This is a genomic window from Sphingomonas sp. RS2018, assembly GCF_054489605.1.
In genome coordinates, this window is sequence record NZ_JBTMWL010000002.1 from 677,842 (window position 1) to 704,840 (window position 26,999).

Genomic DNA, 26,999 nt, shown 5'->3' on the forward strand with positions numbered 1-26,999 from the left:
GTCCACTAGCGGCCCACGCGCGGCGGCGCCAGTCGTGCGACGAGGCCGCCCATCTCGAACACCGTCGTGCCCGCGTCGAGGGATTGCGCAACCGACACCCGCGCCAGATCGGCGGCGGCGGCATAGGCGTCGAGCGCATCACGCATCCGCCGGCCGTCCATCGCCTTCGCCCGCTCGGCGATGAAGGCGGGGACGCGCTCCAAAAACGCCTCATAGCGGGGTTGCGCCGCCTTCAGCGACAGCGCCTTGGTCAGCTTCACGCGGCGGGCGTTCGAGCGGTCGCCGTCGCGGGCGATGCCGGCCAGTTCGTCCTCGATCATCGCGAGGTCCAGCCCGGCGAAGCGCAACGCCCGACCGGGCGAACCGGCGCCGGCGCGCACCAGTGTCTCGATCTCTGCATCGCTGGCCTGTGGCAAGGCTTCCCGCACCGCCGCGCGGACGTCGTCGTCGGCGAGCGGATCGAACCGCAACAGGCGGCAACGCGAGCGGATCGTCGGCAGCAGCCGGCCGGGTGCATGGCTGACCAGCAGGAAGATCGTGCCGGCGGGCGGCTCTTCCAGATTCTTTAGTAGCGCATTGGAGGCGCCGGGTCGTTCGAGATCGTCGATCGAGTCGATCACGATGACGCGCGCGTCCGACATCGACGGGCGGGTGGCGAGCATCGGCTGAAGCGCGCGGACCTGCGCGATCGGGATCGAGCGGGCAATCTCTCCGTCCGGCTTGTCGGCGTCCTTGGGCAGGCGCTTCAGCACGCGGAAATCGGGATGCGATCCCGCCGCGATCATCGCCGCTGTGCGCTCATCGCTCCCGGGGCCGGCTGCGCGCGCCAACAGGCGCTCGGCGGTCTCCAGCGCGAAACTCGCCTTCCCCACCCCTTCCGGCCCGGCGATCAGCCAGGCGTGATGCAGGTTGCCGCCATCGACCGCGGCCGCCATCGCAGCGCGCGCGGCGGCGTTGCCGCGCTGGGCGATCATGGCAGCAGGTCGGCGATCGCGTCGATCAAGCGGGCGGTCACCGCCTCGGGGGCGGCGACGGCATCGACGATGCGGACGCGGTCGGGCTCGTGCGCGGCGATCCGGCGGAAGGCGTCGGCGACGGCGCTGTGGAAGTCGGGTCCGCGCTGCGCGAACCGGTCCCCCGCGCCGGCATCGCGCGCATTGGCGCGGGCGTTGCCTTCCGCCGCGTCGATCGACAGCACGAGCGTGCGATCGGGCAGCAGCCCGCGCGATCCGAAGCCGTGCAGCGCGAGGATCGCCGCGTCGTCGATATCCTGCGCCCCCTGATAGGCGCGCGTCGAATCGACGTAGCGGTCGCACAGCACCCAGGATCCGCTCTCGATCGCGGGCCGGATGCGCTTCTCGACGTGGTCAGCACGAGCAGCGGCGAACAACAACGTCTCGGCATGCGGGCTCCAGCGCCCGATATCGCCCTGCATCAGCAGCGCGCGGATGGCTTCGGCGCCCTCACTCCCGCCGGGCTCCCGCGTCGTGACGACCGACAGGCCGCGCGCCGTCAGCGCCTCCGCCAGTAGCGCGAGCTGGGTCGACTTGCCCGCCCCCTCCCCGCCTTCCAGCGAGATGAAGCGCCCGCGCGTCACGCGCCGACGAGCGACAGCAGGCCGGCCCAGGCGCGGCCGAAGAAGCCGGCCTCAGCCACATCGGCCTCGGCAACCAGCGGCAACGTCTGCGGCGATCCGCCCTCGGTCGTGACGATCAGGTCGGCGATGTGCTGGCCGGCCTTGATCGGCGCCTTTACCGGCCCCTGATAGACGACCTTCGCCGCCATCTTCGGGTCGGTGCCGGAGGGGATGGTGACCGACAGCGCATTGGGCGCGACCAGGCCGACCTCGTTCTCGCTGCCGCTCTGCACTTCGGCGGTCGAGACGCGCTTGCCCTTGGCGACGATCGGCTTCGCCTTCCACGCGCGGAAGCCCCATTCCATGAAGCGCACCGATTCCTCGATCCGCTGGTTGAAACTGCCGAGGCCGGCGACGACCATGACGAGGCGGCGGCCGCTCTGTTCGGCGGATCCGGTGAAGCCGTAGCCCGCCTCGTCGGTATGGCCGGTCTTGAGACCATCGGCGCCGGCGACGCGGCCGAGCAGCGGATCGCGGTTCGCCTGGATGATGGCGTTGCCCGACCCGAGCGTCTTCCCCCAGGTGAAGTCGCGGCGCGAATAGAACTTCTTGTAGAGCTGCGGATGGTTCTTGATCGTCGCATCGGCCAGATGCGCGAGATCGCGCGCGGTGACGTAGGTCACGCCGCCGTCGGGCCAGCCGTTCGACGTGCCGAAGTGGCTGTTTGTCAGGCCCAGCTCCTTCGCCTTCATGTTCATGAGGTTGACGAAGGCTTCCTCCGATCCGGCTATGCGCTCGGCGAGCACGACGCAGGCGTCGTTGCCCGACAGGACGATGACGCCGTTCAGCAGGTTCTCGACGCTGACCTTTTCACCCGGCGACAGGAACATCGTGGAGCCCGCGGCGGGACCATGCCACTTCTGCCATGTCTCGGGCCGGACATCCGCGACCGTGTCGAGCTTCAGTTCGCCCTTCTTGATGAGGTCGAAGGCGACATAGGCGGTCATCATCTTCGCCATCGACGCCGGCGGCATGCGCAGGTCGGCATCCTTGGCGTAGAGAACGGCGCCGGTCGAGAGATCCTCCATATACGCGACGCGCGCGGCCGTCTGGAACGGCGGCGCCTGTGTCGCCTGGTTCTGGGCGACGGAAGGAACGGCGACCGCGACGAGAGCGATGGCGGCGGCGATGTGCTTGCTGGTCATGTCGGGTCCGTGCGTTGGGAGCGTCTGGAATGGCGGGCGGTCAAGGCTGGCGGGCGACCTCGTCGGCCAGCAACCCTACCGAAAGCGCGTAGAAATTCGAGCAGTTATAATCGAGGATGACGCGGTAGTTGCCGGTCAGCAGATAGGCGGTCCGCCCCGGACCGTCGGGTTCGATCAGCGAGGCGAGCACATCGTCGGCGGGCCAGGCGGCACCCTGCGTGGCGAAGCCCAGCGCACGCCACTCGCGGATTGTGCGCCAGCGGCTGTGGCGCTCATGGACGCGCGGACAGCGCGGGCTGAGCGTGCGCGATCGCTGGTCGGCGCGGTCGTATCCGGTGGGCACCGTCACCGCGACACCCCACGGCTGCCCGGCGCGCCAGCCCGCCGCCACGAAGTAGTTCGCGATCGACGCGAGCGTATCGGCTTCGTTCGACCAGATGTCCGCCCGCCCGTCGCCGTCGCCGTCACGGGCGAGCCGAAGGTAGACCGAGGGCAGGAACTGCGGATAGCCGAACGCCCCCGCCCAGCTGCCCTTCAACGACGCGCGGGGCACGCCGCGGTCGATCATCTTCAGCGTCGCGATGAATTCGTCGGTGAACAGCGCGCGGCGACGCCCCTCATAGGCAAGACTAGCGAGGCTACGCGGCAGGTCGAAGTCGCCGGTATAGCTGCCGTAATTCGTCTCATGCCCCCAGATCGCGACCATGATCGACTCGGGCACGCCCGTCTCCGTCTCGATCCGTTCGAGACGCCCGCGATTGCGGGCATAGGCGATCCGACCGCGCGTGATGCGGGCGGTATCGACATGCTGGGCGCGGTAGGGCGCGAAGTTCGGAATCGGCGCGTTGGGCGCAGACTCCGGCTGCTGCCGGTCGAGCGCGACGACGCGCGGGTTGAAGGTCAGGCCCGCTGCGACCGAATCAAACGTCGCCGGCTGCACGCCCTCCGCGATCGCGCGCCCGCGGATCGACTGGAGGAAATCCCGAAAACCCGAATCGTCCTGTGCCGAAGCCGACGACGCGAGCGACAGCGCCGCCACCGCCGTCATCCTGAACCAGCTACGCAACCGCATACGACGCCCCCTGCACGATGCGCCTGATGCCACAGCGGGTCGCGAGACTGAACCCCGACCGTCCCGACACTTGCACAAATGATCGCACCCGCCGTAAGCGGGCGCGCACAGGAAGAGTGGCCGAGTGGTTTAAGGCAACGGTCTTGAAAACCGTCGACGGTGCAAGCCGTCCGTGGGTTCGAATCCCACCTCTTCCGCCAATACCCGTTACTTGGCGACCTGCCGCAGCAAGCGGGATACCGCGCCGCCAAGACCAACGCTGGTCGAATCACCGGTCATCCGCAACTCCAGCTTGGCGTCGATCTGTGATGGACGATAGCGTCCGCGGTCGAAGCGCAGGGCGCGCACACCGGCAAATTGCAACGGATCGTGCGAACGCAGGCGCGTATCGAGGCGCGGCGCCGACAGTGCATGCACGGCGGCGGTCAGGGGCTGTAGATTTGCTCGAACGAGCGACAGACCCGGCGTCGAATTCGCGATCCGGGTCGTCATCATTGCGCTGGGAGGCGTGATCGCAAGGCTTGGCTGCGGTGTGCTCCCTGGCCAAGCGAGTACCGCAAGTATGACTATGCCCCCGAACGACATTCCGTGCTCCCCCAAGCCCCTATACGCGTCGCAAGCTGCGCGAACCGGACGGGCCTGACAAGGACATAGACGATGTTGGCGACGAAATGGTTTACCGGCACGACGGACATCGCGATGTCAGGAGATCGTGAGGGATCGAGGCGTCCAAGCGCTCGGAGGATCGCAACGGTAGCGAACAATCGGGTGGCGGGCGCCAGCGCGCCAGACGACACACCCGTGTAGTAGACGCCGCGTGTCATCCACGCGGCGTCGATACCCGCTTACTTCTTGCCGAGCGTCAGGCTGCCGAAGCGCTTGTTGAAGCGCGCGACCTGGCCACCGGTGTCCATTAGATTGCCGCGGCCGCCGGTCCATGCCGGGTGCGCCAGCGGATCGATGTCGAGCGTCATCGTGTCGCCTTCCTTGCCCCAGGTGGAGCGGGTTTCGAACACGGTGCCGTCGGTCATCTGCACCTTGATCATGTGGTAGTCGGGGTGCGTGTCGGCCTTCATGGGAAATCTCCGGAATTGCGGCTGGTTTCCGACCAGCCAAAGAAAGCGCGCGCCTACACAGGCGCGCGCCGAAACACAAGTCGTGAGAGGCCGCTCAGTCCGCCTTAGGCGGATCGGCGATCATCGCGGTGAATTCGCATTCGGTCGCGACGTCGCCATTCAGCATCGCGCGGCCGGCGAACTTGCACACCCGCGACCGCTTCTGGACGAACTCGACCTCGAGCCGCAGCAGCACGCCGGGTTCGACGGGCTTGCGGAACTTCACATTGTCGATCGACATGAAATAGACGAGCTTGCCCGAGCCGGCGAGCCCGAGGCTCTCGACCGCGAGCACACCCGCCGCCTGCGCCAGCGCCTCGACCTGAAGGACGCCGGGCATGATCGGCCTTCCCGGGAAATGTCCCTGGAAGAACTCCTCGTTCATCGACACCGCCTTGATGGCGACGATCGACCGGTCGAGGATCAGCTCCTCGACACGGTCGACCAGCAGCATCGGATAGCGGTGCGGCAACGCCGCCATCACCCGCCCGATATCGAGCGGGCCGATGGACGTCGTCGTCACCTCGCCTTCGCTCATCGACCGCGCGGCGCCGCCGGGCGGGCCGGGGTCGTCGAAGGGGTCGTGGCCGGACGCGTCGTCGGGGCGGTGCCGGCGGGTGCAGCGCCCTGGCCCTGCTGACCCGGCTGCCAGTTCGCGGGCGGCGTCGTGGTCACGGAGGGAACCAGACGGTTCAGCTCGGTCGTGATGTCGGCGGTGATGTCGGCGGTCGGCGCGGCGAACAGCGCGGCGTCGGGACGCAACAGCACCTGCACGCCCTTGCGGGTGACAGCGGCCTGCACTGCGGCGCTCAACTGGCGCTGGATCTGCTCGAGCGCGAACGCCTGTGCGCGCGATGCCGGCGCGGTGATGCGCTGCAACTCGGCGTTACCCGCGGTCTCGCGGGTCTGGATGGTGTTAGCCTGCGTGCGCAGCGCCGCTTCGTTCGCATTGGGGGCGGCGCGCGCCGTCTCGAACGCGGTGTAGAGCGGCTGCAACTCGGTCGCGATCGCGGTGCGGCGCGCCTCGGCCTGATCGAGCTGCGCCTTGTAGGTCGCCTGGATCTGCGTCTGCGCGGCGGTCCATGCGGCGCTGCGGGCGACGGCTGCGTTCGGATCGGCGACGGCGACCGACTGGGCGGAAGCCGGGGCGGTCAGCGCCATCGTGCCGGGAACGGCCACGGCGGCGGCGAGCAACATCATCTTGATCGTCTTCATTAGAACTGGGTCCCTACGTTGAAGGTAACGAGTTTGGTGTCGTCGCCGGGCTGGCTCAGCAGCGCCTTGGCGACATCGATGCGCAGCGGGCCGAACGGCGAATTCCAGTTGACGCCGATACCGACCGAAAGGCGCGGCTTGGCCGAATCGCCGACGAACCGTTCGACGAACGCAGGCGTATCCTGCGTGAACGGCGAGTTGATCTGGCTGCCGACGCACGGGCCCCCGAACGTCGGCGAGCTGCCGACCGAACAGGTCGTGTAGGCGACCGTCGAGTCGGCGTTGTTGACGACGTAGAGCTGACGGCCCTGGTCGTCCTTCACGAACGTCGTCAGCGGCAACAGCGTCGGCGATCCATCGGCGTTGAAGCGCAGCGACCCGTCGGCGTTGCGCGCCTGCGGGAAGGAAATCGTCGGCAGCGGACGGGTCACGCCGAACAGCGCACCGGCCTGGAGATAGATCGACGGCCGTAGCCCCAGCTCACGCGCACCGGCGCCCAGGGGAATCTCGAGTTCGGCCCTGCCGAGATAATAGGCCCGGCCGCCCAGCGCGTCATCGATGATCTGGTCGCGATCGGTGACCAGCGCCTGATTGCCCGTCGCCGCATCGCCGGTGAAGCTGACCCGCTGCACGCGCGGCCCGACGCCGCGGATGTCGAAGCCGCGGAACTGCGGCTCGCCGAGGTAGAAGCGGTCGGTGATGCGCACCGGATCGATGCCGGGGCCGCGGCTATCCTCAAGGCTGTGGATATAGCCACCCTCACCCACCAGCGAGAACACGAAGCCGCTGCGGCCGAGGCCCCAGAACTTCGATCCTTCCGCGCGGCCGCGCAAGTAACGGACGTCGCCGCCGAGCCCGGCGAAATCGAAGCCGAGCGACAGGCGCTGGCCGGCGGTGGGGCGCAGGCGACTGTTGAGGCTGTCGTAGCTGAGCCCCAGACCGATCGACGAGGTCAAACGGTTGCCGATCGCGTCGCAGAGGTAGCGGCCGGCCTTCAGCGGATCGCAGACGCCGTTGGTGAAATAGGTCGCGCGGTCGAGATCGACGTCGTCCTGCTGCAACGTGTAGCGGGTCGACAGCGTCCAATATTCGGTCAGCGGCGTACCCGTCGCCAACTGGAAGCCGGTCGAGATCTGCGAGTAGGTCGTCTGGCGATCGTTGCCGTTGAAGTTGAAGGCGTTCAGATCGCGCCGGAAGATCGTGCCACCCAGCGCGATGTTCTTGTCGAACAGATACGGCTCGGTGAAACCAAGCTCCACCGCCTTCGAATAGCTGGAATAATTGACCGAGGCGCGCAAATCCTGCCCCTTGCCGCGGAAGTTGCGCTGGCGGATCGAAGCCTGGAGGATGAAGCGCTCGAGGCTCGAAAAGCCCGCCGACAGCGACAGCTCGCCGGTTGCCTTTTCCTCGACATTCGCGGCCAGCACGATGCGGTCGGGGGTCGACCCCGGCTTCTGCTCGATCTCGAACTTCTCCTGGAAGTATCCGAGTGAGTTGATGCGATCGGTCGAACGCTTCACGAGGAAGGTGTTGAAGGCGTCGCCCTCGGCCACGCGCATTTCGCGCCGGACCACCTTGTCCTGCGTCTGCGTATTGCCGGTGATGTCGATGCGCTCGATATACGTGCGATTCGCTTCCTTGATGCGGAAGTTGATCCCCATCGTCAGCGTGTCGCGGTCGCGCTGATACTCGGGCTCGACGTCGCTGAACGCATAGCCGAACAGGCCGGCGGCTTCCTGCAGCTGCTCGACCGAGTTCTCGACGAGGGTTGCGTTGAAGAAGTCGCCCTTTTTCATCGGCAGCGATGCGGCGAGCGTCGTGTTGTTGAAGTCGCGGATCTCGCTGTCGACGGTGACGTCGCCGAACTTGTAGCGCGGACCTTCCTCGACGACATAGGTGATGATGAAGTCGCGCTTGTCCGGCGTCAGCTCGGCGACGGCGGAGATGACGCGGAAATCGGCATAGCCCTCGGTCAGGTAGAACTGCCGCAGCTTCTGCTGGTCGTACGCCATCCGGTCCTGGTCGTAGGACGTGTTCGACGACAGGATCGTCGTAAGGCGCGATTCCTTGGTCACCATCTCCTTGCGGAGCTTGCCGTCGTCGAACACCTCGTTGCCGATGATGTTGATCTGGCGGACCTTGGACTTCGGCCCTTCGCGGATCTCGAAGATCACGTCGACGCGGTTCTGATCGAGGCTGACCTGCTTGGGCTCGACCACGGCGGCGAAGCGGCCCTGGCGGCGATACAGCTCGATGATGCGCGCCACATCGGCGCGGACGGCCGAGCGGGTGAAGATCTGGCGCGGCTTGAGCTTCAGTTCCTTCTCGATCTTGTCGTTCTTCAGCCGCTTGTTGCCCTCCAGCACCACGCGGTTGATGATGGGATTCTCGCGGATGCGCACCACGAGATCGCCCGACTCCACGCCCGCGATCGACACGTCGGCCAGCAGGTCGGAATTGAGCAGATCCTTGATCGCCTGATCGACGCTCTCGTTGTTGTAAGCCTGACCCACGCGCAGGCGAGTATAGCTGAGCACGGTTTCCGGCTCGACGCGCTGCGATCCCTCGACGCGCAGGCTCTTCACCATACGCGCATCCGGGGTCGCGGCGACGACGACGGGCGGCTCTGGCGTGTTCTGTGCCGGCGCCGCTGCAGGACGCTGCGGCGGCCGTCGTCCAGCCTGCCCCTGCGCCGACAGCGGCAGGCTGGCCAGGATCGTTCCTGCCATCAGTCCCGCCGCCACGCGCGTGGACATCGTCGAGGTCTTATTCGAAATCACTAAATCCCACCCCAAACGAAGTCAGAAACACACGAGAAATACACAACTGCGTCGCCCTGCCCCAACGGCATCATCCGATCAAGCCGGCGATGCTGCGCCACAAGCCGAAGGTACCCAGATCGTTGACCGTCACGAACAACATCAGCGTCAGGATCGCCGCCAGTCCGCCGCGAAAGGCCCATTCCATCGCCCGAGGGCTGGCCGGCCGGCGTCGCACCGCCTCGATCGCATAGAACAGCAGATGACCACCGTCGAGGATCGGGACTGGCAACAGGTTGATGAATCCGAGATTAATCGAGATCAGCGCGATCAGGAAGACGAACGCCTCTGGCCCCAGCTTCAGGGACTCGCCCGAGACGCGCGCGATCTGCAACGGCCCGCCGAGTTCCTTGACCGAGCGACGGCCGGTGATGATCTGCGCCAGACCATCGACCTGTATCTGCACGATCCGCTCGGTTTCGCGCACGCCGACGAGCGGCGCTTCGAACGCCGATACCGGCTGCCACACCTGTCGACCCGAAGCGACGCCGAGCGTACCGATGCGGAACACGTTGCCGAAGCGGTCGCGCTCCTGCCGCTCGCCCAGCGTCGCAACCGTCGACATCACGCGCCCGCCGCGATCGAACTCGATCGTCACCCGCTCGCTCGGCCGCAGCGCGGCGTATTTGGCGACGGTATCGAACGTCGCCGTGCCACGCCCGCCCATCGCGACGATGCGGTCGCCCGCCTGCAACCCGGCGCGCGCGGCGGCGCTGGCCGGCACGACCTCGCGGACGACGCTCGGCGTGCTCGGCTGACCGAACAGCAGCGCGAAGCCGGACAGGATAATGATCGCGACGATGAAATTGGCGATCGGCCCCGCGGCGACAATGATCGCACGCTGCCACAATGATTTGGCCTGGAACGTCTTCGCGCGCTCGGCGGGCGGCATCTGCAGCCATTCGGCGCTCGGCTGGCTCGCCGGGTTCATGTCGCCAGCGAACTTGACGTATCCGCCGAGCGGCAGCCAGCCGAACTTCCAGCGCGTGCCGCGCGTATCGGTGAAGCCGCCGATCTCGCGACCGAAGCCGATCGAGAATTCGTCCGCCTTCACCCCGAACCAGCGCCCGGCGATGTAATGGCCATATTCGTGCAGAAACACGAGCGGGCCGAGCACCAGCAGGAACGCGAGGATGTAGATCAGGAATCCGGGAGCTTCGATCACGCATCAATCCTATTGGACGCTGGCGTCCACACGATCCCGCGCGATCCGTCGCGCCCCCGCGTCGACGTCCAGTACGGCATCCAGGCTGTCCGGCGATCCCGGATCGTAACTGTCGAGCGTATCGGCGACGATTGCGGCAATTTCGAGGAAGCCGATGCGGCGATCGAGAAACGCCGCCACCGCGATCTCGTTGGCCGCGTTCAGGATCGCGGGGCGCGCGCCGCCCGCCGCCATCGCCTGCCGTGCCAGCCGCAGCGCGGGGAAACGCACCGGGTCCGCCGCCTCGAAATCCAGCCGCCCTACACGCGCGAGGTCGAGCGGCGCCATCGGCGTCGCCATCCGGTCCGGCCAGGCGAGCGCATGCGCGATCGGCACGCGCATGTCGGCCGGTCCCATCTGCGCCAGCATCGACCCGTCGACATATTCGACCATCGAGTGAATGACCGACTGGCGGTGGACGATGACGTCGAGCTGGTCGGGATCGAGTGCGAACAGATGCCGCGCTTCGATCAGCTCCAGCCCCTTGTTCATCATCGTCGCCGAATCGACCGAGATCTTTGCACCCATCGACCAGTTGGGATGCGCGACCGCCTGTTCGGGTGTGATCGCGGCCATCCGGTCGGCGTCCCAGTCGCGGAACGGGCCGCCGCTGGCGGTCAGCACGACGCGGCGGACGCGGGCGCGGTTGGCTGGCTCCAGGCACTGGAAGATCGCGTTATGCTCGGAGTCGACGGGTAGCAGCGTCGTGCCGCTCCCGCGCACCGCCGCCGTCATGACGTCACCGGCCGAAACCAGCGCCTCCTTGTTGGCGAGCGCGACCGCCCTGCCCTGCTCGATCGCGCGCATCACGGGCTTCAGTCCCGCGCAGCCGACGATCGCCGCCATCGTCCAGTCGGCGTCCATCGCCGCGGCCTCGCATACCGCATCCGCGCCGCCCGTCGTCGCGATCCCGCTGCCAGCGAGAGCGTCGCGTAGCGCTGGCAGGCATTCGGCGTCGGCGACCACGGCGAGGCGCGCATTCGTGCGGCGCGCGGCATCGGCGAGCTTGGCGACATCGCGGTGGGCGGTCAGCGCGACGACCTGAAACGCCTCGGGCGATCGCTCGATAAGGTCCAGCGTCGAGCTGCCGACCGATCCCGTCGCGCCCAATATGGTGACGCGCTTCACAGCCACTTGGGCACCTCGACCAGCAGCGCGGCGAGCGGTGCGACCGGCACCAGACCGTCCAGTCGGTCCATAACCCCGCCGTGCCCAGGCAGCAGCGTGCCCGAGTCCTTGACGCCCGCGCGCCGCTTCAGCCAACTTTCGAAGAAGTCCCCCGCCTGCGACGCGACCGCCAGCACCGGCGTCGCCATCACGAGCCGGAACGGGAGACCAGCCCAGACATGCAGCGCGAAGGCGAAGGCGGTGGCAGCAACGACGCCGCCGATCAGCCCGGCCCAGGTCTTGTTCGGGCTGATCGCCGGCGCCACCTTCGGCCCGCCGATGCTGCGGCCGGCGAAATAGGCACCGATGTCGGTCGCCCAGACCAGTGCCATCGCCCAGAAGGCGAGCAGCAGGCCGCGCTCCGGCTGATCGCGCAACACCAGCAGTGCCAGCACCGGCAGCCCGACATAAGCCGCACCCCAGCCCAGCACGCTGCGCCGCGTCGTCGCCGCGACGAAGAAGCCAGCACCCGCAATCAGACCGAGCGCGAGGAAGCCGGGGCCCGCCGCCAGCGGGCACATGATCGCCAGCGGCACCGATATCGCGAGCTGCCCGTTGCGCTTCGTCTTTGCGTCCGCGCCCTGCATGGTCGACCATTCGGCCATCATCAGCAGACCGGCGACGGCGGCGAGCAGCCAGAAAGCGAACCCGCCGAGCCACAGCGCCGCCGCGGCGAGCGCGATGAGCACGACGGCGGAGGCGCTGCGCCGGGCGAGTTCGTTCACGTCACAGCCCTCCGAAGCGGCGCTGGCGCTGGCCGAACGCGCCAATCGCCGCCGACAGCGCCGCCCCGTCGAAATCGGGCCACAGCGTGTCGACGAACAGCAGTTCGGCATAGGCCGCCTGCCACAGCAGGAAATTGGACAGCCGCTTCTCGCCCGAGGTACGGATCAGCAGATCGACCGGCGGCAGCGCCCCGCTCTGAAGCGCGCGCTCGAACGCGGCCTCGTCGATCGCGGCGGGGGGAATCTCGCCCGCCTGCACGCGCTCGGCCAGAAGGCGCGCGGCGGCGGCGATCTCCGCCTGCGCGCCATAGTTGAGCGCGATGACGAGGTTCGGCCCCGGATTGCCCGCAGTGCGCGCTACCGCGGAGTCGATCAGGGAGACCAGGTCGGGCGCCAGCTTGCGATAGTCGCCGATCACCGAGAGGCGCACGCCCTCCCGATCGAACTCGTCGATATCCTCCTGGATGAAGCGGCGCAGCAGCCCCATCAGGTCGCCGACCTCCTCGGCCGGGCGGCGCCAGTTTTCCGACGAGAAGGCGTAGAGCGTCAGCACCTCGATGCCGAGCTCACGCGCGGCGCGCGCGACCTTGCGCACCGCCTCCACGCCCTTGCGATGGCCGGCGATGCGCGGCAGCAGCCGGGTCTTCGCCCAGCGGCCGTTGCCGTCCATGATGATCGCGACGTGGCGGGGAACCGTCATACGTTCGCCCGGCGAGGAATGAGTGCCCCGCCAGGCATGCCGCCGGCATGCCTTGACCGGCGCGAGCGCCGTTCGGGGAGTGACCCGCCAGGCATGCCCCCGGCATGCCCTGACCGGCGCGAGCGCCGTTCTCGGGTCACTTGTTCATGATTTCCTTTTCCTTCGCCGCCGCCGCCGCGTCGATGTCGGCGATGGTGGCGTCGGTCAGCTTCTGGACCTCGGTCTCGTGGCGCTTGCGGTCGTCTTCGCCGAAAACGCCCTTCTTCTCGTCGGTCTTCAGGTGATCCATGCCGTCACGGCGGACGTTGCGCGCGGCGATGCGGGCCGCCTCGGCATATTTGCCGGCGAGCTTCGCCAGCTCCTTGCGGCGCTCCTCGGTCAGGTCGGGGATCGGCAGGCGTAGGGTCTGGCCATCGACGATCGGGTTGAGGCCGAGCCCCGCCGAGCGGATCGCCTTGTCGACGGGGCCAACGTTCGTCTTGTCCCAGACCTGCACGCTCAGCAGGCGCGGCTCCGGCGCGGATACGGTCGCGACCTGGTTCAGCGGCATGTGCGCGCCGTAGACCTCAACCGTCACCGGATCGAGCAGGTTCACCGACGCGCGACCGGTGCGCAGGCCGATCAGGTCGCTCTTCAGCGCTTCGACCGCGCCGGCCATACGGCGTTCGAGGTCGGACTTGTCATAGGCTGGCATCGAAATTCTCCTAAGCGGGCTGCACGACCGTCGACACGCCATCGCCCGCCAGCACGCGCGCCAGGTTGCCGCGTTCGCGGATGTTGAAGACGACGATCGGGATGCTGTTGTCGCGGCAGAGCGCGACGGCGGAGGCATCCATGACCTTCAGATTGTCGGACAGCACGCGATCGTAGCTGACCGTTTCGTAGCGTGTCGCGCCCGGCACCTGCTTGGGATCGGCGTCATAGATGCCGTCAACCGAGGTGCCCTTAAACAGCGCGTCGCATTTCATCTCGGCGGCACGCAGCGCGGCGCCCGAATCGGTGGTGAAGAAAGGCGAGCCGACGCCCGCCGCGAAGATCACGATGCGACCCTTTTCCAGGTGACGCTCGGCGCGGCGGCGGATGAAGGGTTCGCACACGCTGGCCATCGGGATCGCCGACTGGACTCGGGTCGACACGCCGATCTGTTCCAGCGCGTTCTGCACGGCGAGCGCGTTCATGACGGTCGCCAGCATGCCCATGTAATCGCCGGTCGCGCGGTCCATGCCGCGCGCCGCACCCGAGATACCGCGGAAGATGTTGCCGCCGCCGACGACGATGCACAGCTCATAGCCCTGCGCGCGGACATCGGCGATCTCGGCGGCGACGCGGCCGATCATGTCCGGATCGATCGACAGACCGCCCTCACCCATCAGCACTTCGCCCGACAGTTTCAGCAGGATGCGCTTGAATCGGGGCGTGCTCATGGGGGCGGAATAACTCGTTACAGTGGATACGGAAGCGGCGCGGACCCTAGTGGGACCGCGCCGCCTTGCCAATGACAATCCGTGGGGTCGCCGCGCGTCCGGCGTCATGCCGTCACGCGCGGTGCCCTGGCTTAGCGAGCGATGCCCGCCGTCGCGGCGACTTCGGCGGCGAAGTCGCTCTCTTCCTTCTCGATGCCCTCGCCCAGCTGGAAGCGGACATAGTCGACCAGCGTGATCGTCTTGCCCGCATCCTTCGCTGCCTTCGCGACGACGTCGGCGACCGGCGTCTTGCCGTCCATCACGAACAGCTGGCTCAGCAGCGCGTTTTCCTTGGCGAACTTCTTGATCGAGCCTTCGACCATCTTCGCGACGATGTCGGCGGGCTTGCCACTCTCGCTGGCCTTCTCGGTCGCGATCGCGCGCTCGCGCTCGATCACGGTCTGGTCGAGGCCGGTTTCGTCCAGCGCCAGCGGGAAGGCGGCGGCGACGTGCATCGCGATGCTCTTGCCCAGCGGCTCGAGCACATCGGCACCCGCATCCGATTCCAGCGCGACGAGCACACCGATCTTGCCGAGACCCGGCGCTTGCGCGTTGTGGATGTACGGAATGACCGCGCCCTGCGTGACTTCGAGACGCTTGGCGCGACGCAGCGACTGGTTCTCGCCGATCGTGGCGACGTTGTTGGTCAGCGCCTCCTCGACGGTCTTGCCCGACGGCATGTTCGCGGCCTTCAGCGCATCCAGATCGTCGCCTTCGCTCAGCGCGAGTGCGGTTACGTCCTTCACGAACGACTGGAACTGGTCGTTCTTCGCGACGAAATCGGTTTCCGAATTCACCTCGACGACCGCGCCCTTGGTGCCGGCGACGGCGACGCCGACCAGACCTTCGGCGGCGGTGCGGCTCGACTTCTTGGCGGCGGCGGCCAGACCCTTGGTGCGCAGCCAGTCCATGGCGGCATCGACGTTGCCGTCGTTCTCGGCCAGCGCCTTCTTGCAATCCATCATGCCCGCGCCGCTCTTCTCGCGCAGATCCTTGACCATCGCTGCCGTGATATCGGCCATCTCGAATTCCTTGACTAAGCGTTAGATACGAATGCGGCGGGACAGGGCGTCATGATGCCCTGCCCCGCCGATGTTACGGTTCAGGGACGCTTTACGCGTCGATCTGGCGCTCGCCCTCGGCGGCCGTCTCCGGCGTGGTGGCGGCGGCGGGATGCTCGGGCTCTGCCGACGCGGTTTCGGTCAGCGCCGGCTCGACGGGAGCTTCCTCCTGCGCGCCGAGGTCGACGCCACGGTTGGCCTGGCCCTGCTGGCTGCCACGGGTCGCGGCGATGGCGATGGCTTCGCAATACAGGCGGATCGCCCGGCTCGCGTCGTCGTTCGCCGGAACCGGGAAGGCGATGCCGTCCGGGCTGACGTTCGAATCGAGGATCGCGACGACGGGGATGCCCAGCGTGTTGGCTTCCTTGATCGCCAGCTCTTCCTTGTTCGCGTCGATCACGAACATGATGTCGGGGATGCCGCCCATGTCCTTGATGCCGCCAAGCGACAGCTCCAGCTTGTCGCGCTCCCGCGTCAGCTGCAGGACTTCCTTCTTCGTCAGGCCGGCGGTGTCGCCCGAGAGCTGCTCGTCCAGCGCCTTGAAGCGCTTGATCGAACCCGAGATGGTCTTCCAGTTGGTGAGCATGCCGCCCAGCCAGCGATGGTTGACGTAATATTGGCCGGCGCGACGCGCGGACTCGGCGATCGGCTCCTGCGCCTGGCGCTTGGTGCCGACGAACAGCACCTTGCCGCCCGAGGCGACCGATGCGCTGACGAATTCGAGCGCGCGCGCGAAGAGCGGCACGGTCTGCGACAGGTCGAGGATGTGGACGCCGTTGCGATCGCCGAAGATGTAAGGCTTCATCTTCGGGTTCCAGCGGTGGGTCTGGTGGCCGAAGTGCGCGCCCGATTCGAGCAATGCCTGCATGGAGACGACGGGTGCCGCCATAGGATAATTCCTTCCGGTTGAGCCTCTGGGAAGCGATGACCAAGGCAGACGCTAAGGTCCGACCGGGCACCGGTTTATGTGCTTCCCATGCGGGGTTGAGGGCGCGCGCTTAGTCGAGCGCCGACGGAAACGCAAGCGACAGCTGCCTGCCGCAATAGTCCCCGCCCGCTTGACAAACGGAACATGAAAGGAACATATAACGTCTATCGCGAGAACGGAGACGTTGTCGCGAGCGTTTGGGGAACAACCATGTTCGGCAAACGTCTGGATTCACGTAGATTTCGGGTGAGGCCCGGCGAGGAGCAGCAGAGATGGCGATTGTGGCCCTGATCGTATTCGGCGGAACGACCGCCCTCTGTGTCTGGACGTTGTGGTCGACGATCGCGCCGGAACGCGCACGGATCGTCGACTTGCTTCGCAACGGCCCGCTGCTGACAATCGATGCGACCGTCGCCGCGCCGATCCGTAGCACGGTGCGCGATGTCAGAGTGCGACGCGTGGTGCGCCCGTCGCCTCAGCGCGCAGCCGCCTGACCTTCGAATAGCTGCGGATGCTGAACGGGATCGACACGAGGTAAAGCGTGCAGATCACGGTCAGCGTCTGCCACGGCGCGGAGATCAGCGCCGCCGCGATCAGCACGACCACGACGATCGCATCGAACCGCACCGTCCGCCGCAGCTTCAGCGACGTCCAGCTATAGGTCGCGATGTTCGACACCATCAGCAGCGCGATGAAGACGAGCCACGGTCCGGCAAGCAACGGCGAGCGGAAGATCGGCTCGTCGGTGATGAACGACAGATAGAGCGGCATCAGCGCGAGGCCGGCGCCGGCGGGTGCCGGAACGCCGGTCAAAAAGCCCGCCGATTTGTGCGGCTGTTCCGTCACATCGATGCGGGCATTGAACCGGGCCAGCCGAAGCGCGCAGAACACCGCGTATAGCAACGCACACAGCCAGCCGAACCGCGGCGAGATCTGCAACGACCATAGATAGACGACGATCGCCGGCGTGACGCCAAAGTCGATCGCGTCGGCCAGCGAATCGAGTTCCGCGCCGAAGCGGCTTTCGCCGCGCAGCATGCGTGCGATGCGTCCGTCGATGCCGTCGAGCACGCCCGCCGCCATGATGAAGATCACCGCGCGTTCCCACTCTTGGCCGATCGCATAGCGGATCGCAGTGAGGCCGGAGCAAAGTGCGAGCGCCGTGACCGCATTCGGCACGACCGCGCGCAGGGGAATACCGCTCGCCTGTCGACGCAGCCGGCTGCCGCGATGCTCGGTCCCGCCGTTACTGGGCAATGCCAACCGCCCTTGCGACGCCGGGGCGACCGAGCACGGTCTCGCCCGCGATCGCGCGTTGGCCCAGAGCGACCTGCGGCTCGATCCCGTCGGGCAGATACACGTCGACGCGGCTGCCGAAGCGGATCAGGCCGATGCGCTGACCCACCGCGACGATATCGCCGACCTTCGTGAAGGTCAGGATGCGGCGCGCGACAAGGCCAGCGATCTGGGTAAAGCCGACGCGGACGCCATCCGCGCCCTCGACCACGAAATGTTGGCGCTCATTTTCTTCGCTCGCCTTGTCGAGGTCGGCGTTCAGGAATTTGCCCGAGATATAGACGACTTGGCGGACGACGCCCGAAATCGGCGTGCGATTGATGTGAACGTCGAAGACGCTCATGAACACGGAGACGCGCACCAGCGGCGCATCGCCCAGCCCGTTCGGGCCGGCAAGCTCGCGCGGCACCGGCACACGCTCGATCATCGTAATAAGGCCGTCGGCGGGTGACACGATAAGCCCGTCGCCCTGCGGCGTGACGCGTACCGGATCGCGGAAGAACGCAGCCACCCAGATCGTCAGGCCGATCATCGGCCAGAACAGCACCTTGCTGACGATCGTCAGCAACAGCGTCAGGCCGAAGGCGATGGCGACGTATTTGCGGCCCTCGGGATGAACGCCGGGGAACCGCCACTTGACGGTCGTGGTGCCCACGGCCGGCTTTTCGAGTGATGTCATCCCGCCTGCCTAGCCGCCCCCTCCCCGCCTGACAACGCCGGAAGGGCGGTTGATCGCGCGGCGCACGCCTCCTAGGAGCATGTGCAACCCCTTCCAGCTTCCAAGGATACGCATCAGCATGGCGACAAAGATCAAGGTGAAGACGCCCGTCGTGGAGATCGACGGCGACGAGATGACCCGCATCATCTGGGAGTGGATTCGCGAGCGCCTCATCAAGCCGTATCTCGACATCGAGCTCGAATATTACGACCTGGGCGTCGAGAAGCGCGACGAAACCAACGACCAGATCACGATCGATTCGGCCAACGCGATCAAGCGTCACGGCGTCGGCGTGAAGTGCGCGACAATCACGCCGGACGAGGCGCGCGTCGAGGAATTCGGCCTGAAGGACATGTGGAAGTCGCCGAACGGCACGATCCGCAACATCTTGGGCGGCGTGATCTTCCGCGAGCCGATCGTCATCAAGAACGTTCCGCGGCTGATCCCGGGCTGGACCCACCCGATCGTCGTCGGCCGCCACGCCTTCGGTGACCAGTATCGCGCGACCGACTTCAAGGTGCCGGGCGCCGGCAAGCTGACCATGAAGTTCGAGGGCGAGGACGGCACCATCATCGAGAAGAACGTTTACGACTTCGCCGAGGCCGGCGTGGCGATGGGCATGTACAATCTCGACCAGTCGATCCGCGATTTCGCGCGCGCATCGATGAACTACTCGCTCGGCCGCGGCTGGCCGCTGTATCTGTCGACCAAGAACACGATCCTCAAGGCCTATGACGGCCGCTTCAAGGACATCTTCCAGGAAGTGTACGAGGCCGAATTCGTCGACCAGTTCAAGACGGCGGGCATCGTCTACGAACATCGCCTGATCGATGACATGGTCGCCTCCGCGCTCAAGTGGCACGGCGAATTCGTCTGGGCCTGCAAGAACTACGACGGCGACGTGCAGTCGGATCAGGTTGCGCAGGGCTTCGGTTCGCTCGGCCTGATGACGTCGGTGCTGATGACGCCTGACGGCAAGACCGTCGAAGCCGAGGCCGCGCACGGCACGGTGACGCGCCACTATCGCCAGCATCAGCAGGGCAAGGCCACGTCGACCAATCCGATCGCATCGATCTTCGCGTGGACCGGTGGCCTGAAGTTCCGCGGCAAGTTCGACGAGACGCCCGATGTGACGCGTTTCGCCGAGACGCTGGAGCGCGTCTGCATCGAGACGGTCGAGAGCGGCAAGATGACGAAGGATCTCGCGATCCTGATCGGCCCGGATCAGCCGTGGATGACGACCGAACAGTTCTTCGAGGCGGTCCGCGTCAACCTCGAAACCAAGATGGGCAGCTGGCAGTAAGCTGCGACGGGCCGGGGAGCGTTCCCCGGCCCCGCTTTCGCAGGCGACATAAAAGTATCTCCATCGAAACGAACGACCTGACGTACTGCGCCGAATGCGGTTAAGGTGTCGACGATGGCATTACGGCTCGACAACGCAGGCTTCTCCGACGCACTCGTGATCCTCGGGGCGGCGGGGCTCGTCATTCCCGCCTTCGCGCGGTTCCGGGTCAGTCCGGTGATCGGCTTCATCCTCATCGGCGTGCTGGTCGGCCCGGCGGGGCTTGGCACGCTCGTCCCGCACGTGCCGTGGCTCTATTACGTCACGATCAGCGACCCGGCCTCGATCGAGCCGTTCGCCGAACTCGGCATCATCCTGCTGCTATTCTCGATCGGCCTGGAACTCTCGTTGAAGCGCCTGTTCGCGATGCGCCAGCTCGTCTTCGGGCTGGGCGCGTCAGAACTGCTGATTTCCGCAGTCATCATCGGCGTCGCGCTGCATCTTGTCGGTCAGGCTTGGGCCGGATCGATCGGGCTAGGACTGGCGCTTGCGCTGTCCTCCACCGCGCTCGTGCTGCCGCTGGTCGGTACGGCCAGCCCGGTCGGACGGCCAGCCTTCGCGATGCTGTTGTTCGAGGATCTGGCGCTCGTGCCGATCATCTTCGCGCTGGGTGCGATGGCGCCGACCGCCAGCGACGACGGTTGGAACGGCCTGTGGACGGTGCTGCTGCGCGGCGCGATCGCAGTGGCGATCCTGTTCGCCGCCGGACGCTTTGTCCTGCCGCGGCTGTTCGCGCAGGCCGCGCGAACGAAAAGCCCCGAGCTGTTCCTCGCCGCCAGCCTCCTCGTCGTCATCGTCGCCAGCCTTATCACCACGGCAGCGGGACTCTCACCGATCGTCGGCGCTCTGCTAGCGGGCCTGCTGATCGCCGAGACGGAGTATGCCCGCGAAGTCGAGGTGATGACCGAGCCGTTCAAGGGGCTGGCGCTCGGCGTATTCCTGCTGACGGTCGGCATGCGGCTCGACCTCCGGCTGGTCGCGGCGAACTGGCCGGCGCTGCTGGCGGCGCTTGTCGGCGTGATGGGCGTGAAGGCGGTGGTGACGACCGCCCTGCTGAAGCTGAAGGGCACCCGCACCGGCACCGCAGCGGAGGCCGGCATCCTGATGTCGAGCCCGTCGGAGACGACGATCATCGTGTTGGGCGTCGCGACGCAGGCCGCGCTCATCATGCCGACGACCGCCGCGTTCTGGACCACGGTCACCGCGATCGGCCTGACGGTCACCCCCCTTCTCGCCCGCGCCGGACAGGGCATTGCCCGGCGCATCGACCGGCAGGAACGGATCGCCGACCCGGAGATCGACGCGGATCGCCCGGGCACAGTCATCATCGGCTTCGGCCGGGTCGGCCGCACTGTCGCCGACATGCTGAAGGTTCATGGCAAGCCCTTCGTCGCGGTGGATGCCGACATCGACGGCGTGAATGCCGCCCGCAAGGACGGCTATCCGGTCATCTTCGGCGATGTTGCCCGCAGCGAGATGGTCGACCGCCTGCGGCTTGGTCACGCCGACGCGCTGATTCTGACGATGGACGATCCGGTGCTGACCGTCAGCTTGGCGCGGCGGGTGCGGGCGTGGGTGCCGGGCCTGCCGATCATCGCCCGTGCCCGCGATGCCAGCCACGCGGCCGAACTCTACAAGGCCGGTGTCACCGACGCTGTGCCGGAAACGCTCGAAAGCTCGCTGCAGCTGTCGGAGGCCGTGCTGGTCGATATCGGCGTGGCGATGGGACCCGTCATCGCCTCGATCCACGAAAAGCGCGACGAAATGCGCCAGCAGATCAAGGCCGAAGCAAGCATGGACCGCGAGCCGCGCATCCGGCGGTTACGGCGCAAGGGCGAGGCGGTCTGAGCAGGTTTCGGCGCATGGGGGAAACCCCGGTGCGCTTTTGATCGTTGTCTTTCCGAATCATCGCAATTCGGAGACTAAGATGACGATCCTCACCCTCGCCATGATGACGGCGGCAGCCTTGCAAGCGACCCCTGCAGCACCGGTTCAGCCTGGCCGCACACCCATCCCTCAGGCAGCGCCGGCCCCGGCAGCTCCGGCCGTCGGCGCGACTGTCGTGGACACGGCCGGCGGTGCGGTCGGGACCATCGAAGCCATCAACGGCGGCGTCGCCGTCATCAACACGGGCACTGCCAAGATCGGTTATCCGCTGACGTCGATGACGCCGGGGCCGAACGGGCCGATCGTCGCCGTCACCAAGGCGCAGCTGGAGGCCAATCACGCCGAGCAGTCGGCCAAGACGCAGGCCGAGCTGAAGGCCAAGCTGGTCGCCGGAACGCCGGTCAAGAGCCTCAACGGTTCGGCCCAGCTCGGCACGATCAAGGCGGTCGATGCCGAGTTCGTGACGCTGACCAGCGCCAAGGGCGATGTCCGCCTGCCGGTCACCGGTTTCTCGACCGACGCGCAGGGCGGCGTCATCGTCGGCCTGACCGCCGATCAGTTCAACGCCGCAATGGGCGGCGCCAAGTAAAGACCGACCGGCCCGTCGCCTAACCGGGGCGGCGGGCCTTTCGCTTAGCCAGCCAATGCCGCGCGGACTGCATCGATCGCCGCAGCAGCCGCAGCACCGTCTGGCCCACCGCCTTGTGCCATATCGGGACGACCGCCCCCGCCCTGCCCGCCGACCGCGGCGACGCCGGCCTTCACCAGATCGACTGCGCTGTAGCGTCCGACCAGATCGGCGGTGACGCCGACCGCTACCGTGGCCCGACCGTCATTAACCGCGACCAGCGCCGCGACGCCGGAGCCGATGCGCGCCTTCGCCTCATCGACGGCACCGCGCAGTCCCTTGGCTTCGAACCCATCGAGTACCTGCCCGACGAAAGCGATGTCACCGATCATCTCCGGGCCGGCCGCTTCAACGCCTGAGCCGCCGCCCATCGCTAGTGCTTTCTTGGCGTCGGCGAGTTCGCGCTCCAGCCGGCGGCGATCCTCGATCAGTGCCGCAACCCGCGATGGAACGTCGTCCGGCGTCGTCTTGAGCGTGGCCGCAGCCTCGCGCAGCTTGTCGTCGCGCGCGGCCATGTAACGGCGCGCGGCTTCGCCGGTCAGCGCCTCGACGCGGCGCACGCCGGAACTGACAGCGCCTTCGCCGACGATCTTGAGCAGGCCGATCTCGCCCAGCGCGCCCACGTGGGTGCCGCCGCACAGCTCGACCGAATAGGTCCGGCCTTCATCCTCCGTGCCCATCGCGACGACCCGCACCTCGTCGCCGTACTTCTCGCCGAACAGCGCCATCGCGCCTTCCGCGATGGCGTCGTCGGGCGTCATCAGCCGGGTGGTGACCAGCGAGTTCGAGCGGACCTGCGCATTCACGTCCGCCTCGACCTGCGCGAGATCGGCCGGCGACATGGCGGAGGGATGGGAGACGTCGAAGCGCAGCCGCTCGGGCGCGACCAGTGAGCCCTTCTGCGCGACATGGGTGCCGAGCCGCTCGCGTAGCGCGGCATGGAGCAGATGGGTGGCCGAGTGATTGGCGCGGATGGCCCGGCGGCGGTCGAGGTCGATGGCGAGACGGACGGTGTCGCCGACCTTCACCGAGCCGCTGTCGATCGTCGCGACATGGCCGTGCAGCTTGCCGAGATGCTTCTGTGTGTCAGTGACGGTGGCGTGGACGTGGTCGCCCAAAAGCGTGCCGGCATCGCCGACCTGACCACCGCTCTCGCCGTAGAAGGGCGTCTGGTTGACGAGGATCTCGACCGTCTCGCCGGCCTGCGCGGCATCGACGCGGGCGCCGTCCTTGACGATCGCGACGACCTGCGCCTCGCCTGTGTCGCTGGCATAGCCGGTGAATTCGGTCGCGCCGGTTTCCTCGGCCACTTCGAACCAGATGTCGTCGGAGGCGCGGGCGCCCGATCCCTTCCACGCCGCGCGCGCCGCCGCCTTCTGCTCGGCCATCGCCGCATCGAAACCGGCGCGATCGACGGCGATGCCCTGTGGCCGCAGCGCGTCCTCGGTCAGGTCGTAGGGGAAGCCGAAGGTGTCGTAGAGCTTGAACGCGGTCGCGCCGGGCAGCGTCTCACCCTCGCCCATCTCGCCGGTCGCCTCGTCGAGCAGCTTCAGACCGTTGGCGAGCGTGCGGCGGAAGCGGGTTTCCTCCTGCAGCAGCGTCGCCTCGATCAGCGGCTGCGCGCGCACCAGTTCGGGGAAGGCGCCGCCCATCTCGGCGACGAGCGACGGCACCATGCGGTGCATCAACGGCTCCTTCGCGCCGAGCAGGTGGGCGTGGCGCATCGCGCGGCGCATGATGCGGCGCAGGACGTAGCCGCGCCCTTCGTTGGCCGGCAGCACGCCGTCGGCCACCAGGAAGCCCGAGGTGCGGATATGATCGGCGATGACCCGGTGGCTGGCCTGGTTGTCGCCGGTCGTCGCGGTCTGGGTGAGCGCGCCGCTCTCGGCGATCAGCGCCTTGAACGTGTCGGTGTCGTAATTGTCGGTGACGCCCTGCAGCACCGCCGCGACGCGCTCCAGCCCCATGCCGGTGTCGATCGAGGGGCGTGGCAGGTCGCCGACGATCTCGTCCGCCTCCTGCACGAACTGCATGAAAACGAGGTTCCAGATCTCGACGAAGCGGTCGCCGTCTTCGTCCGGGCTGCCGGGGGGGCCGCCGAAGATGTGGTCGCCGTGGTCGTAGAAGATCTCCGAACACGGCCCGCACGGCCCGTCCGATCCCATCGCCCAGAAATTGTCCTTGGTCGCGATACGGATGATCCGCTCTTCGGGGAGCCCCGCGATCTTGCGCCACAGGTCGAATGCCTGATCGTCGGTGTGATAGACGGTGGCGGTCAGCCGGTCCGCCGGCAGACCCCACTCCTTCGTCAGCAGCGTCCACGCATGCGTGATCGCCTGTTCCTTGAAATAGTCGCCGAACGAGAAATTGCCGAGCATTTCGAAGAACGTATGGTGACGGGCGGTATAGCCAACGTTGTCGAGATCATTGTGCTTGCCGCCGGCGCGGACGCATTTCTGCGATGAGGTCGCGGTGGTGTAGGGTCGCGTTTCCAGCCCGGTGAACACGTTCTTGAACGGCACCATTCCGGCGTTGACGAACATTAGCGTCGGATCGTTCTGCGGCACCAGCGGCGCGGACGGCACGATGCGGTGCCCCGCCTTGCCGAAATAGTCGAGGAAGCTGCGGCGGATGTCGTTCGTCGAGGTCATGATCGCCGCTTAGTGGAGGCGCGGGCGACGCTCAAGCGTCGGCATCATGCGGCGCAGGTTCCGAAGGTTCCGGGAAAGCGACCCATTTCGGAACTTTCGGCCAGCGGATCGAGCGCGCAGGCGTGAATGGGAGGAGCATGGCGGTCCTCATGATGTGGGTGAAGGGTGAAGCACGGGAGCGGGTCTGTAGGACAGCGCTATCTTCTATCTCATGCGGACGTGTCGGTCGACCAGCGCAGGCCACCGGGCAGGTCGAAGCCGGCGCGGTCGCATTGCAGGACACGGCGTCTTCGTCCGGGAAAGGCGCGAGCCGATCGATGCAGGATAGGCGTGGCATAAAGCCAGACCGCCCCCGTAGGACCCAGGCAGGACATTTCGCCGCAGGCAGCGACGACCGCGGCGATCCCGCTCTCCGCCACGAAGCCGACCGCACGCGAGCCCGGGGCGACGACCAGCGGCGCGTTGTTATCATCCACGGCATCGACGTGCAGCCGGACCGTAATCATGCGCTCGACGACATCGATCGGCGGCGCCACGTGCAGCCGTCCCTGCTTCCCGGTGAACGGACTGAAACCCAGGACGTCGACGCGTTCGGCCACCTCGATCGTGCGATCCTGATGCCAGCCCAGCGCCCAGTTCGCGCCGTCACGCTTATCGAACAGGATCGCCCGGACGACGGGTCGCGGCGAGCCCAATGCAGCGCTCAGGTCGGCGGTGACGCGGCGGACGGCGGCCAGCTCACCTGCCTTGATCGGTGAGAATCGATACCCGGGACGGTCGGACGGGAAGTTCGCGAAAACACGCGGTGAGGTCGGCAAGCTCGACATGGTTCATCGGCGTGCCTCAAATCACGCCGTCCCGGCGTAGTGCGGCTACTGATACCGGGTGACCGTCGTGAGAAGCACATCGCTCGGCGGCAATGAATCCCCGCCTTCGCGGGGATGACGAAGAAGGAAAGTTTCCCCTGCTCAAACCGGCGCCTCGATCGATGCCGGTGGTTCGCTGAACCACTTCGGTCCCGCCGCCGTCATGTGGAAGCAGTCCTCCAGCCGGACGCCGAACCGGCCCGGCAGATACAGCCCGGGCTCGTTCGAGAAGCACATGCCGGGCGCGAGGCGCGTCGTCTCGCCGTGGACGAGGTTGACCGGTTCGTGACCGTCCATGCCGATGCCGTGGCCGGTGCGGTGCGACAGGCCGGGCAGGCGGTAGCGGGGGCCGTAGCCCTTCGCTTCGTAGCTGGCGCGGACAGCGTCGTCGACGCTGCCCGCGGTCGCGCCGAGGCGGGCGGCGGCGAAGGCGGTCTGCTGGCCGGCGTGGACGTCGTTCCAGACCTTCGCGACTTCGGCGCTCGGCGTGCCTTTCACGAAGGTGCGCGAGACGTCGGACTGATAGCCCTGCACGGTGCAGCCGCAGTCGATCAGCACGACCGAGCCGTCGCGTACGACCTGCGGCTTGCGGCTGCCGTGGGGCAGCGCCGCGGCGGCGTCGATCAGCACCAGCGAGAATTCTGGACTGCCGCCGAGCTTGCGGGTCGCGGCGGTCATCATTGCGCCGATGTCAGCGTTCGACATGCCGATTTCGACGCGCGGCCAGGTCCAGCGATAGGCGGCGATGGTGACGTCGGTCGCGGCCTGCATCAGCGCGATCTCGGCGGGCGTCTTCACCATGCGGCATCCGCGCACGACCGGGTTGGCGGTGACGAGGCGGGCGCCGGGCAGCGCGCGGCGGAGGCCGTCGACCGCGAAGTAGCGCACCGTCTCCTCGATGCCGACCGGGCGGGCGGCGAGGCGGCGTTCCTTCAGGAAGGCGGCGACCAGCGCCAGCGGTTCCTCGTCCTCCTGCCACACGCGCACCTCCGCTGCGATGCCGAGCGATTCGCGGACCGAGGGTTCCTCGAAGAACGGCGTGACGATCAGCGCCGGGCCTTCGACCGGCAGGACGGCGGCGGTCAGCCGCTCACTGCGGCCCCAGCGGACGCCGGTGAAATAGGTGAGGCTCGATCCCGCCTCCACCAGTACCGCGCCGATGCCGTTCGCGCGCATTAGCGACTGGGCGCGGGCGATGCGGGCGGCACGCTCGGCCGCGTCGATCGGGCGGGCGCCGGTGGTGATGTCGGACAGCGCCGACAGGTCGGGCTCGGCGGCGCGCAGCAGGCCCGGGCGGGCGAGCAGCGGAAGGGTGCCGGCGGCGGCGAGCATCGTGCGGCGGGTCAGGATCATGGTTACAA

General features: G+C 67.3%; 25 protein-coding genes and 1 tRNA gene. 4 read left to right on the forward strand and 22 right to left on the reverse strand.

Features of this window, described 5'->3' with window-relative positions; translation table 11 throughout:
* Nucleotides 1-5 precede the first annotated feature (5 nt).
* Genes ACX40P_RS08395 through ACX40P_RS08410 form a run of 4 tightly spaced genes read right to left on the reverse strand, consistent with a single transcriptional unit; the run spans nt 6 to nt 3,853 of the window.
* Complete coding sequence (locus ACX40P_RS08395) at nt 6-974, reverse strand: DNA polymerase III subunit delta' (protein ID WP_459125858.1); 969 nt, start codon at nt 972-974, stop codon at nt 6-8.
* On the reverse strand, nt 971-1,597 hold the full coding sequence (gene tmk, locus ACX40P_RS08400; protein ID WP_459125859.1) for a dTMP kinase: 627 nt from the start codon (nt 1,595-1,597) through the stop codon (nt 971-973). Before tmk ends, ACX40P_RS08395 begins: the two co-directional genes overlap by 4 nt.
* Entirely contained in the window at nt 1,594-2,781 is a 1,188-nt protein-coding gene (locus tag ACX40P_RS08405; protein ID WP_459125860.1) for a D-alanyl-D-alanine carboxypeptidase family protein, read from the reverse strand. The genes tmk and ACX40P_RS08405 overlap by 4 nt, the downstream gene beginning before the upstream one ends.
* A 40-nt stretch (nt 2,782-2,821) precedes the next feature.
* A complete protein-coding gene (locus ACX40P_RS08410) occupies nt 2,822-3,853 on the reverse strand; it encodes a lytic murein transglycosylase (protein WP_459125861.1) in 1,032 nt (343 codons plus the stop codon).
* A 110-nt stretch (nt 3,854-3,963) separates the two neighbouring features.
* Here ACX40P_RS08410 and ACX40P_RS08415 point away from each other — a divergent pair.
* Nucleotides 3,964-4,053, forward strand: a tRNA-Ser gene (locus ACX40P_RS08415).
* A gap of 7 nt (nt 4,054-4,060) precedes the next feature.
* Here the strand turns inward: ACX40P_RS08415 and ACX40P_RS08420 are convergent.
* From ACX40P_RS08420 to ACX40P_RS08490, 15 genes are all read right to left on the reverse strand, one after another.
* Nucleotides 4,061-4,345 carry a hypothetical protein gene (locus tag ACX40P_RS08420; protein WP_459125862.1) on the reverse strand — a complete coding sequence of 95 codons (285 nt, stop codon included), beginning with the start codon at nt 4,343-4,345 and terminating at the stop codon, nt 4,061-4,063.
* Between the two features lie 353 nt (nt 4,346-4,698).
* On the reverse strand, nt 4,699-4,929 hold the full coding sequence (rpmE, locus tag ACX40P_RS08425; protein ID WP_459125863.1) for a 50S ribosomal protein L31: 231 nt from the start codon (nt 4,927-4,929) through the stop codon (nt 4,699-4,701).
* A gap of 94 nt (nt 4,930-5,023) precedes the next feature.
* Entirely contained in the window at nt 5,024-5,506 is a 483-nt protein-coding gene (gene fabZ / locus ACX40P_RS08430) for a 3-hydroxyacyl-ACP dehydratase FabZ (RefSeq protein ID WP_459125864.1), read from the reverse strand.
* Nucleotides 5,503-6,183 (reverse strand): OmpH/Skp family outer membrane protein, encoded by a 681-nt coding sequence (locus tag ACX40P_RS08435; protein ID WP_459125865.1) that lies wholly within the window; start codon nt 6,181-6,183, stop codon nt 5,503-5,505. Before ACX40P_RS08435 ends, fabZ begins: the two co-directional genes overlap by 4 nt.
* Nucleotides 6,183-8,939, reverse strand: coding sequence for an outer membrane protein assembly factor BamA (bamA, locus tag ACX40P_RS08440; RefSeq protein ID WP_459125866.1), 2,757 nt, complete (start codon nt 8,937-8,939; stop codon nt 6,183-6,185). Before bamA ends, ACX40P_RS08435 begins: the two co-directional genes overlap by 1 nt.
* Before the next feature lie 94 nt (nt 8,940-9,033).
* Nucleotides 9,034-10,167 carry a M50 family metallopeptidase gene (locus ACX40P_RS08445; RefSeq protein WP_459125867.1) on the reverse strand — a complete coding sequence of 378 codons (1,134 nt, stop codon included), beginning with the start codon at nt 10,165-10,167 and terminating at the stop codon, nt 9,034-9,036.
* Nucleotides 10,168-10,176: 9 nt separating this feature from the next.
* On the reverse strand, nt 10,177-11,334 hold the full coding sequence (locus tag ACX40P_RS08450; RefSeq protein ID WP_459126042.1) for a 1-deoxy-D-xylulose-5-phosphate reductoisomerase: 1,158 nt from the start codon (nt 11,332-11,334) through the stop codon (nt 10,177-10,179).
* Nucleotides 11,331-12,098 carry a phosphatidate cytidylyltransferase gene (locus ACX40P_RS08455; protein WP_459125868.1) on the reverse strand — a complete coding sequence of 256 codons (768 nt, stop codon included), beginning with the start codon at nt 12,096-12,098 and terminating at the stop codon, nt 11,331-11,333. The genes ACX40P_RS08450 and ACX40P_RS08455 overlap by 4 nt, the downstream gene beginning before the upstream one ends.
* Nucleotide 12,099: 1 nt before the next feature.
* On the reverse strand, nt 12,100-12,798 hold the full coding sequence (locus tag ACX40P_RS08460; protein ID WP_459125869.1) for an isoprenyl transferase: 699 nt from the start codon (nt 12,796-12,798) through the stop codon (nt 12,100-12,102).
* Nucleotides 12,799-12,934: 136 nt separating this feature from the next.
* Complete coding sequence (gene frr / locus ACX40P_RS08465) at nt 12,935-13,492, reverse strand: ribosome recycling factor (protein WP_459125870.1); 558 nt, start codon at nt 13,490-13,492, stop codon at nt 12,935-12,937.
* A 10-nt stretch (nt 13,493-13,502) separates the two neighbouring features.
* A complete protein-coding gene (gene pyrH / locus ACX40P_RS08470) occupies nt 13,503-14,222 on the reverse strand; it encodes a UMP kinase (RefSeq protein WP_459125871.1) in 720 nt (239 codons plus the stop codon).
* A 131-nt stretch (nt 14,223-14,353) separates the two neighbouring features.
* Nucleotides 14,354-15,283: a translation elongation factor Ts gene (gene tsf / locus ACX40P_RS08475; protein ID WP_459125872.1), complete on the reverse strand. Its 930-nt coding sequence runs from the start codon at nt 15,281-15,283 to the stop codon at nt 14,354-14,356.
* Between the two features lie 91 nt (nt 15,284-15,374).
* Nucleotides 15,375-16,211 (reverse strand): 30S ribosomal protein S2, encoded by an 837-nt coding sequence (rpsB, locus tag ACX40P_RS08480; RefSeq protein ID WP_459125873.1) that lies wholly within the window; start codon nt 16,209-16,211, stop codon nt 15,375-15,377.
* Between the two features lie 483 nt (nt 16,212-16,694).
* Nucleotides 16,695-17,507, reverse strand: a complete 813-nt coding sequence (pssA, locus tag ACX40P_RS08485) for a CDP-diacylglycerol--serine O-phosphatidyltransferase (RefSeq protein ID WP_459126043.1) — start codon at nt 17,505-17,507, stop codon at nt 16,695-16,697.
* The gene (locus ACX40P_RS08490; protein ID WP_459125874.1) at nt 17,497-18,225 is read right to left on the reverse strand and encodes a phosphatidylserine decarboxylase; all 729 of its coding nucleotides are present in this window, start codon (nt 18,223-18,225) and stop codon (nt 17,497-17,499) included. Before ACX40P_RS08490 ends, pssA begins: the two co-directional genes overlap by 11 nt.
* Nucleotides 18,226-18,343: 118 nt before the next feature.
* Between ACX40P_RS08490 and ACX40P_RS08495 the strand changes: the two genes are divergently transcribed.
* The 3 genes from ACX40P_RS08495 (at nt 18,344) to ACX40P_RS08505 (ending at nt 22,082) form a co-directional block, all read left to right on the forward strand.
* Entirely contained in the window at nt 18,344-19,567 is a 1,224-nt protein-coding gene (locus ACX40P_RS08495) for an NADP-dependent isocitrate dehydrogenase (RefSeq protein ID WP_459125875.1), read from the forward strand.
* Between the two features lie 114 nt (nt 19,568-19,681).
* Complete coding sequence (locus ACX40P_RS08500) at nt 19,682-21,454, forward strand: cation:proton antiporter domain-containing protein (protein WP_459125876.1); 1,773 nt, start codon at nt 19,682-19,684, stop codon at nt 21,452-21,454.
* A 214-nt stretch (nt 21,455-21,668) separates the two neighbouring features.
* Nucleotides 21,669-22,082, forward strand: a complete 414-nt coding sequence (locus ACX40P_RS08505; protein ID WP_459125877.1) for a hypothetical protein — start codon at nt 21,669-21,671, stop codon at nt 22,080-22,082.
* Nucleotides 22,083-22,126: 44 nt separating this feature from the next.
* Here ACX40P_RS08505 and alaS read toward each other — a convergent pair whose 3' ends face one another.
* The 3 genes from alaS to ACX40P_RS08520 form a co-directional block, all read right to left on the reverse strand.
* On the reverse strand, nt 22,127-24,772 hold the full coding sequence (alaS, locus tag ACX40P_RS08510) for an alanine--tRNA ligase (protein WP_459125878.1): 2,646 nt from the start codon (nt 24,770-24,772) through the stop codon (nt 22,127-22,129).
* 209 nt (nt 24,773-24,981) lie between these two features.
* On the reverse strand, nt 24,982-25,599 hold the full coding sequence (locus tag ACX40P_RS08515) for a phytanoyl-CoA dioxygenase family protein (RefSeq protein ID WP_459125879.1): 618 nt from the start codon (nt 25,597-25,599) through the stop codon (nt 24,982-24,984).
* A gap of 141 nt (nt 25,600-25,740) precedes the next feature.
* Nucleotides 25,741-26,991, reverse strand: coding sequence for a M24 family metallopeptidase (locus ACX40P_RS08520; RefSeq protein WP_459125880.1), 1,251 nt, complete (start codon nt 26,989-26,991; stop codon nt 25,741-25,743).
* Nucleotides 26,992-26,999 lie beyond the last annotated feature (8 nt).

Excerpts from the sequence above, each read along its gene's own strand:
- ACX40P_RS08395 (WP_459125858.1), bottom strand. The coding sequence starts at position 974 with ATGATCGCCCAGCGCGGCAACGCCGCCGCGCGCGCTGCGATGGCGGCC.
- ACX40P_RS08405 (WP_459125860.1), bottom strand. The coding sequence starts at position 2,781 with ATGACCAGCAAGCACATCGCCGCCGCCATCGCTCTCGTCGCGGTCGCC.
- ACX40P_RS08410 (WP_459125861.1), bottom strand. The coding sequence starts at position 3,853 with ATGCGGTTGCGTAGCTGGTTCAGGATGACGGCGGTGGCGGCGCTGTCG.
- ACX40P_RS08420 (WP_459125862.1), bottom strand. The coding sequence starts at position 4,345 with ATGACGACCCGGATCGCGAATTCGACGCCGGGTCTGTCGCTCGTTCGA.
- rpmE (WP_459125863.1), bottom strand. The coding sequence starts at position 4,929 with ATGAAGGCCGACACGCACCCCGACTACCACATGATCAAGGTGCAGATG.
- fabZ (WP_459125864.1), bottom strand. The coding sequence starts at position 5,506 with ATGAGCGAAGGCGAGGTGACGACGACGTCCATCGGCCCGCTCGATATC.
- ACX40P_RS08435 (WP_459125865.1), bottom strand. The coding sequence starts at position 6,183 with ATGAAGACGATCAAGATGATGTTGCTCGCCGCCGCCGTGGCCGTTCCC.
- bamA (WP_459125866.1), bottom strand. The coding sequence starts at position 8,939 with ATGTCCACGCGCGTGGCGGCGGGACTGATGGCAGGAACGATCCTGGCC.
- ACX40P_RS08460 (WP_459125869.1), bottom strand. The coding sequence starts at position 12,798 with ATGACGGTTCCCCGCCACGTCGCGATCATCATGGACGGCAACGGCCGC.
- frr (WP_459125870.1), bottom strand. The coding sequence starts at position 13,492 with ATGCCAGCCTATGACAAGTCCGACCTCGAACGCCGTATGGCCGGCGCG.
- pyrH (WP_459125871.1), bottom strand. The coding sequence starts at position 14,222 with ATGAGCACGCCCCGATTCAAGCGCATCCTGCTGAAACTGTCGGGCGAA.
- tsf (WP_459125872.1), bottom strand. The coding sequence starts at position 15,283 with ATGGCCGATATCACGGCAGCGATGGTCAAGGATCTGCGCGAGAAGAGC.
- rpsB (WP_459125873.1), bottom strand. The coding sequence starts at position 16,211 with ATGGCGGCACCCGTCGTCTCCATGCAGGCATTGCTCGAATCGGGCGCG.
- ACX40P_RS08490 (WP_459125874.1), bottom strand. The coding sequence starts at position 18,225 with ATGACATCACTCGAAAAGCCGGCCGTGGGCACCACGACCGTCAAGTGG.
- ACX40P_RS08495 (WP_459125875.1), top strand. The coding sequence starts at position 18,344 with ATGGCGACAAAGATCAAGGTGAAGACGCCCGTCGTGGAGATCGACGGC.
- ACX40P_RS08500 (WP_459125876.1), top strand. The coding sequence starts at position 19,682 with ATGGCATTACGGCTCGACAACGCAGGCTTCTCCGACGCACTCGTGATC.
- alaS (WP_459125878.1), bottom strand. The coding sequence starts at position 24,772 with ATGACCTCGACGAACGACATCCGCCGCAGCTTCCTCGACTATTTCGGC.
- ACX40P_RS08515 (WP_459125879.1), bottom strand. The coding sequence starts at position 25,599 with ATGTCGAGCTTGCCGACCTCACCGCGTGTTTTCGCGAACTTCCCGTCC.
- ACX40P_RS08520 (WP_459125880.1), bottom strand. The coding sequence starts at position 26,991 with ATGATCCTGACCCGCCGCACGATGCTCGCCGCCGCCGGCACCCTTCCG.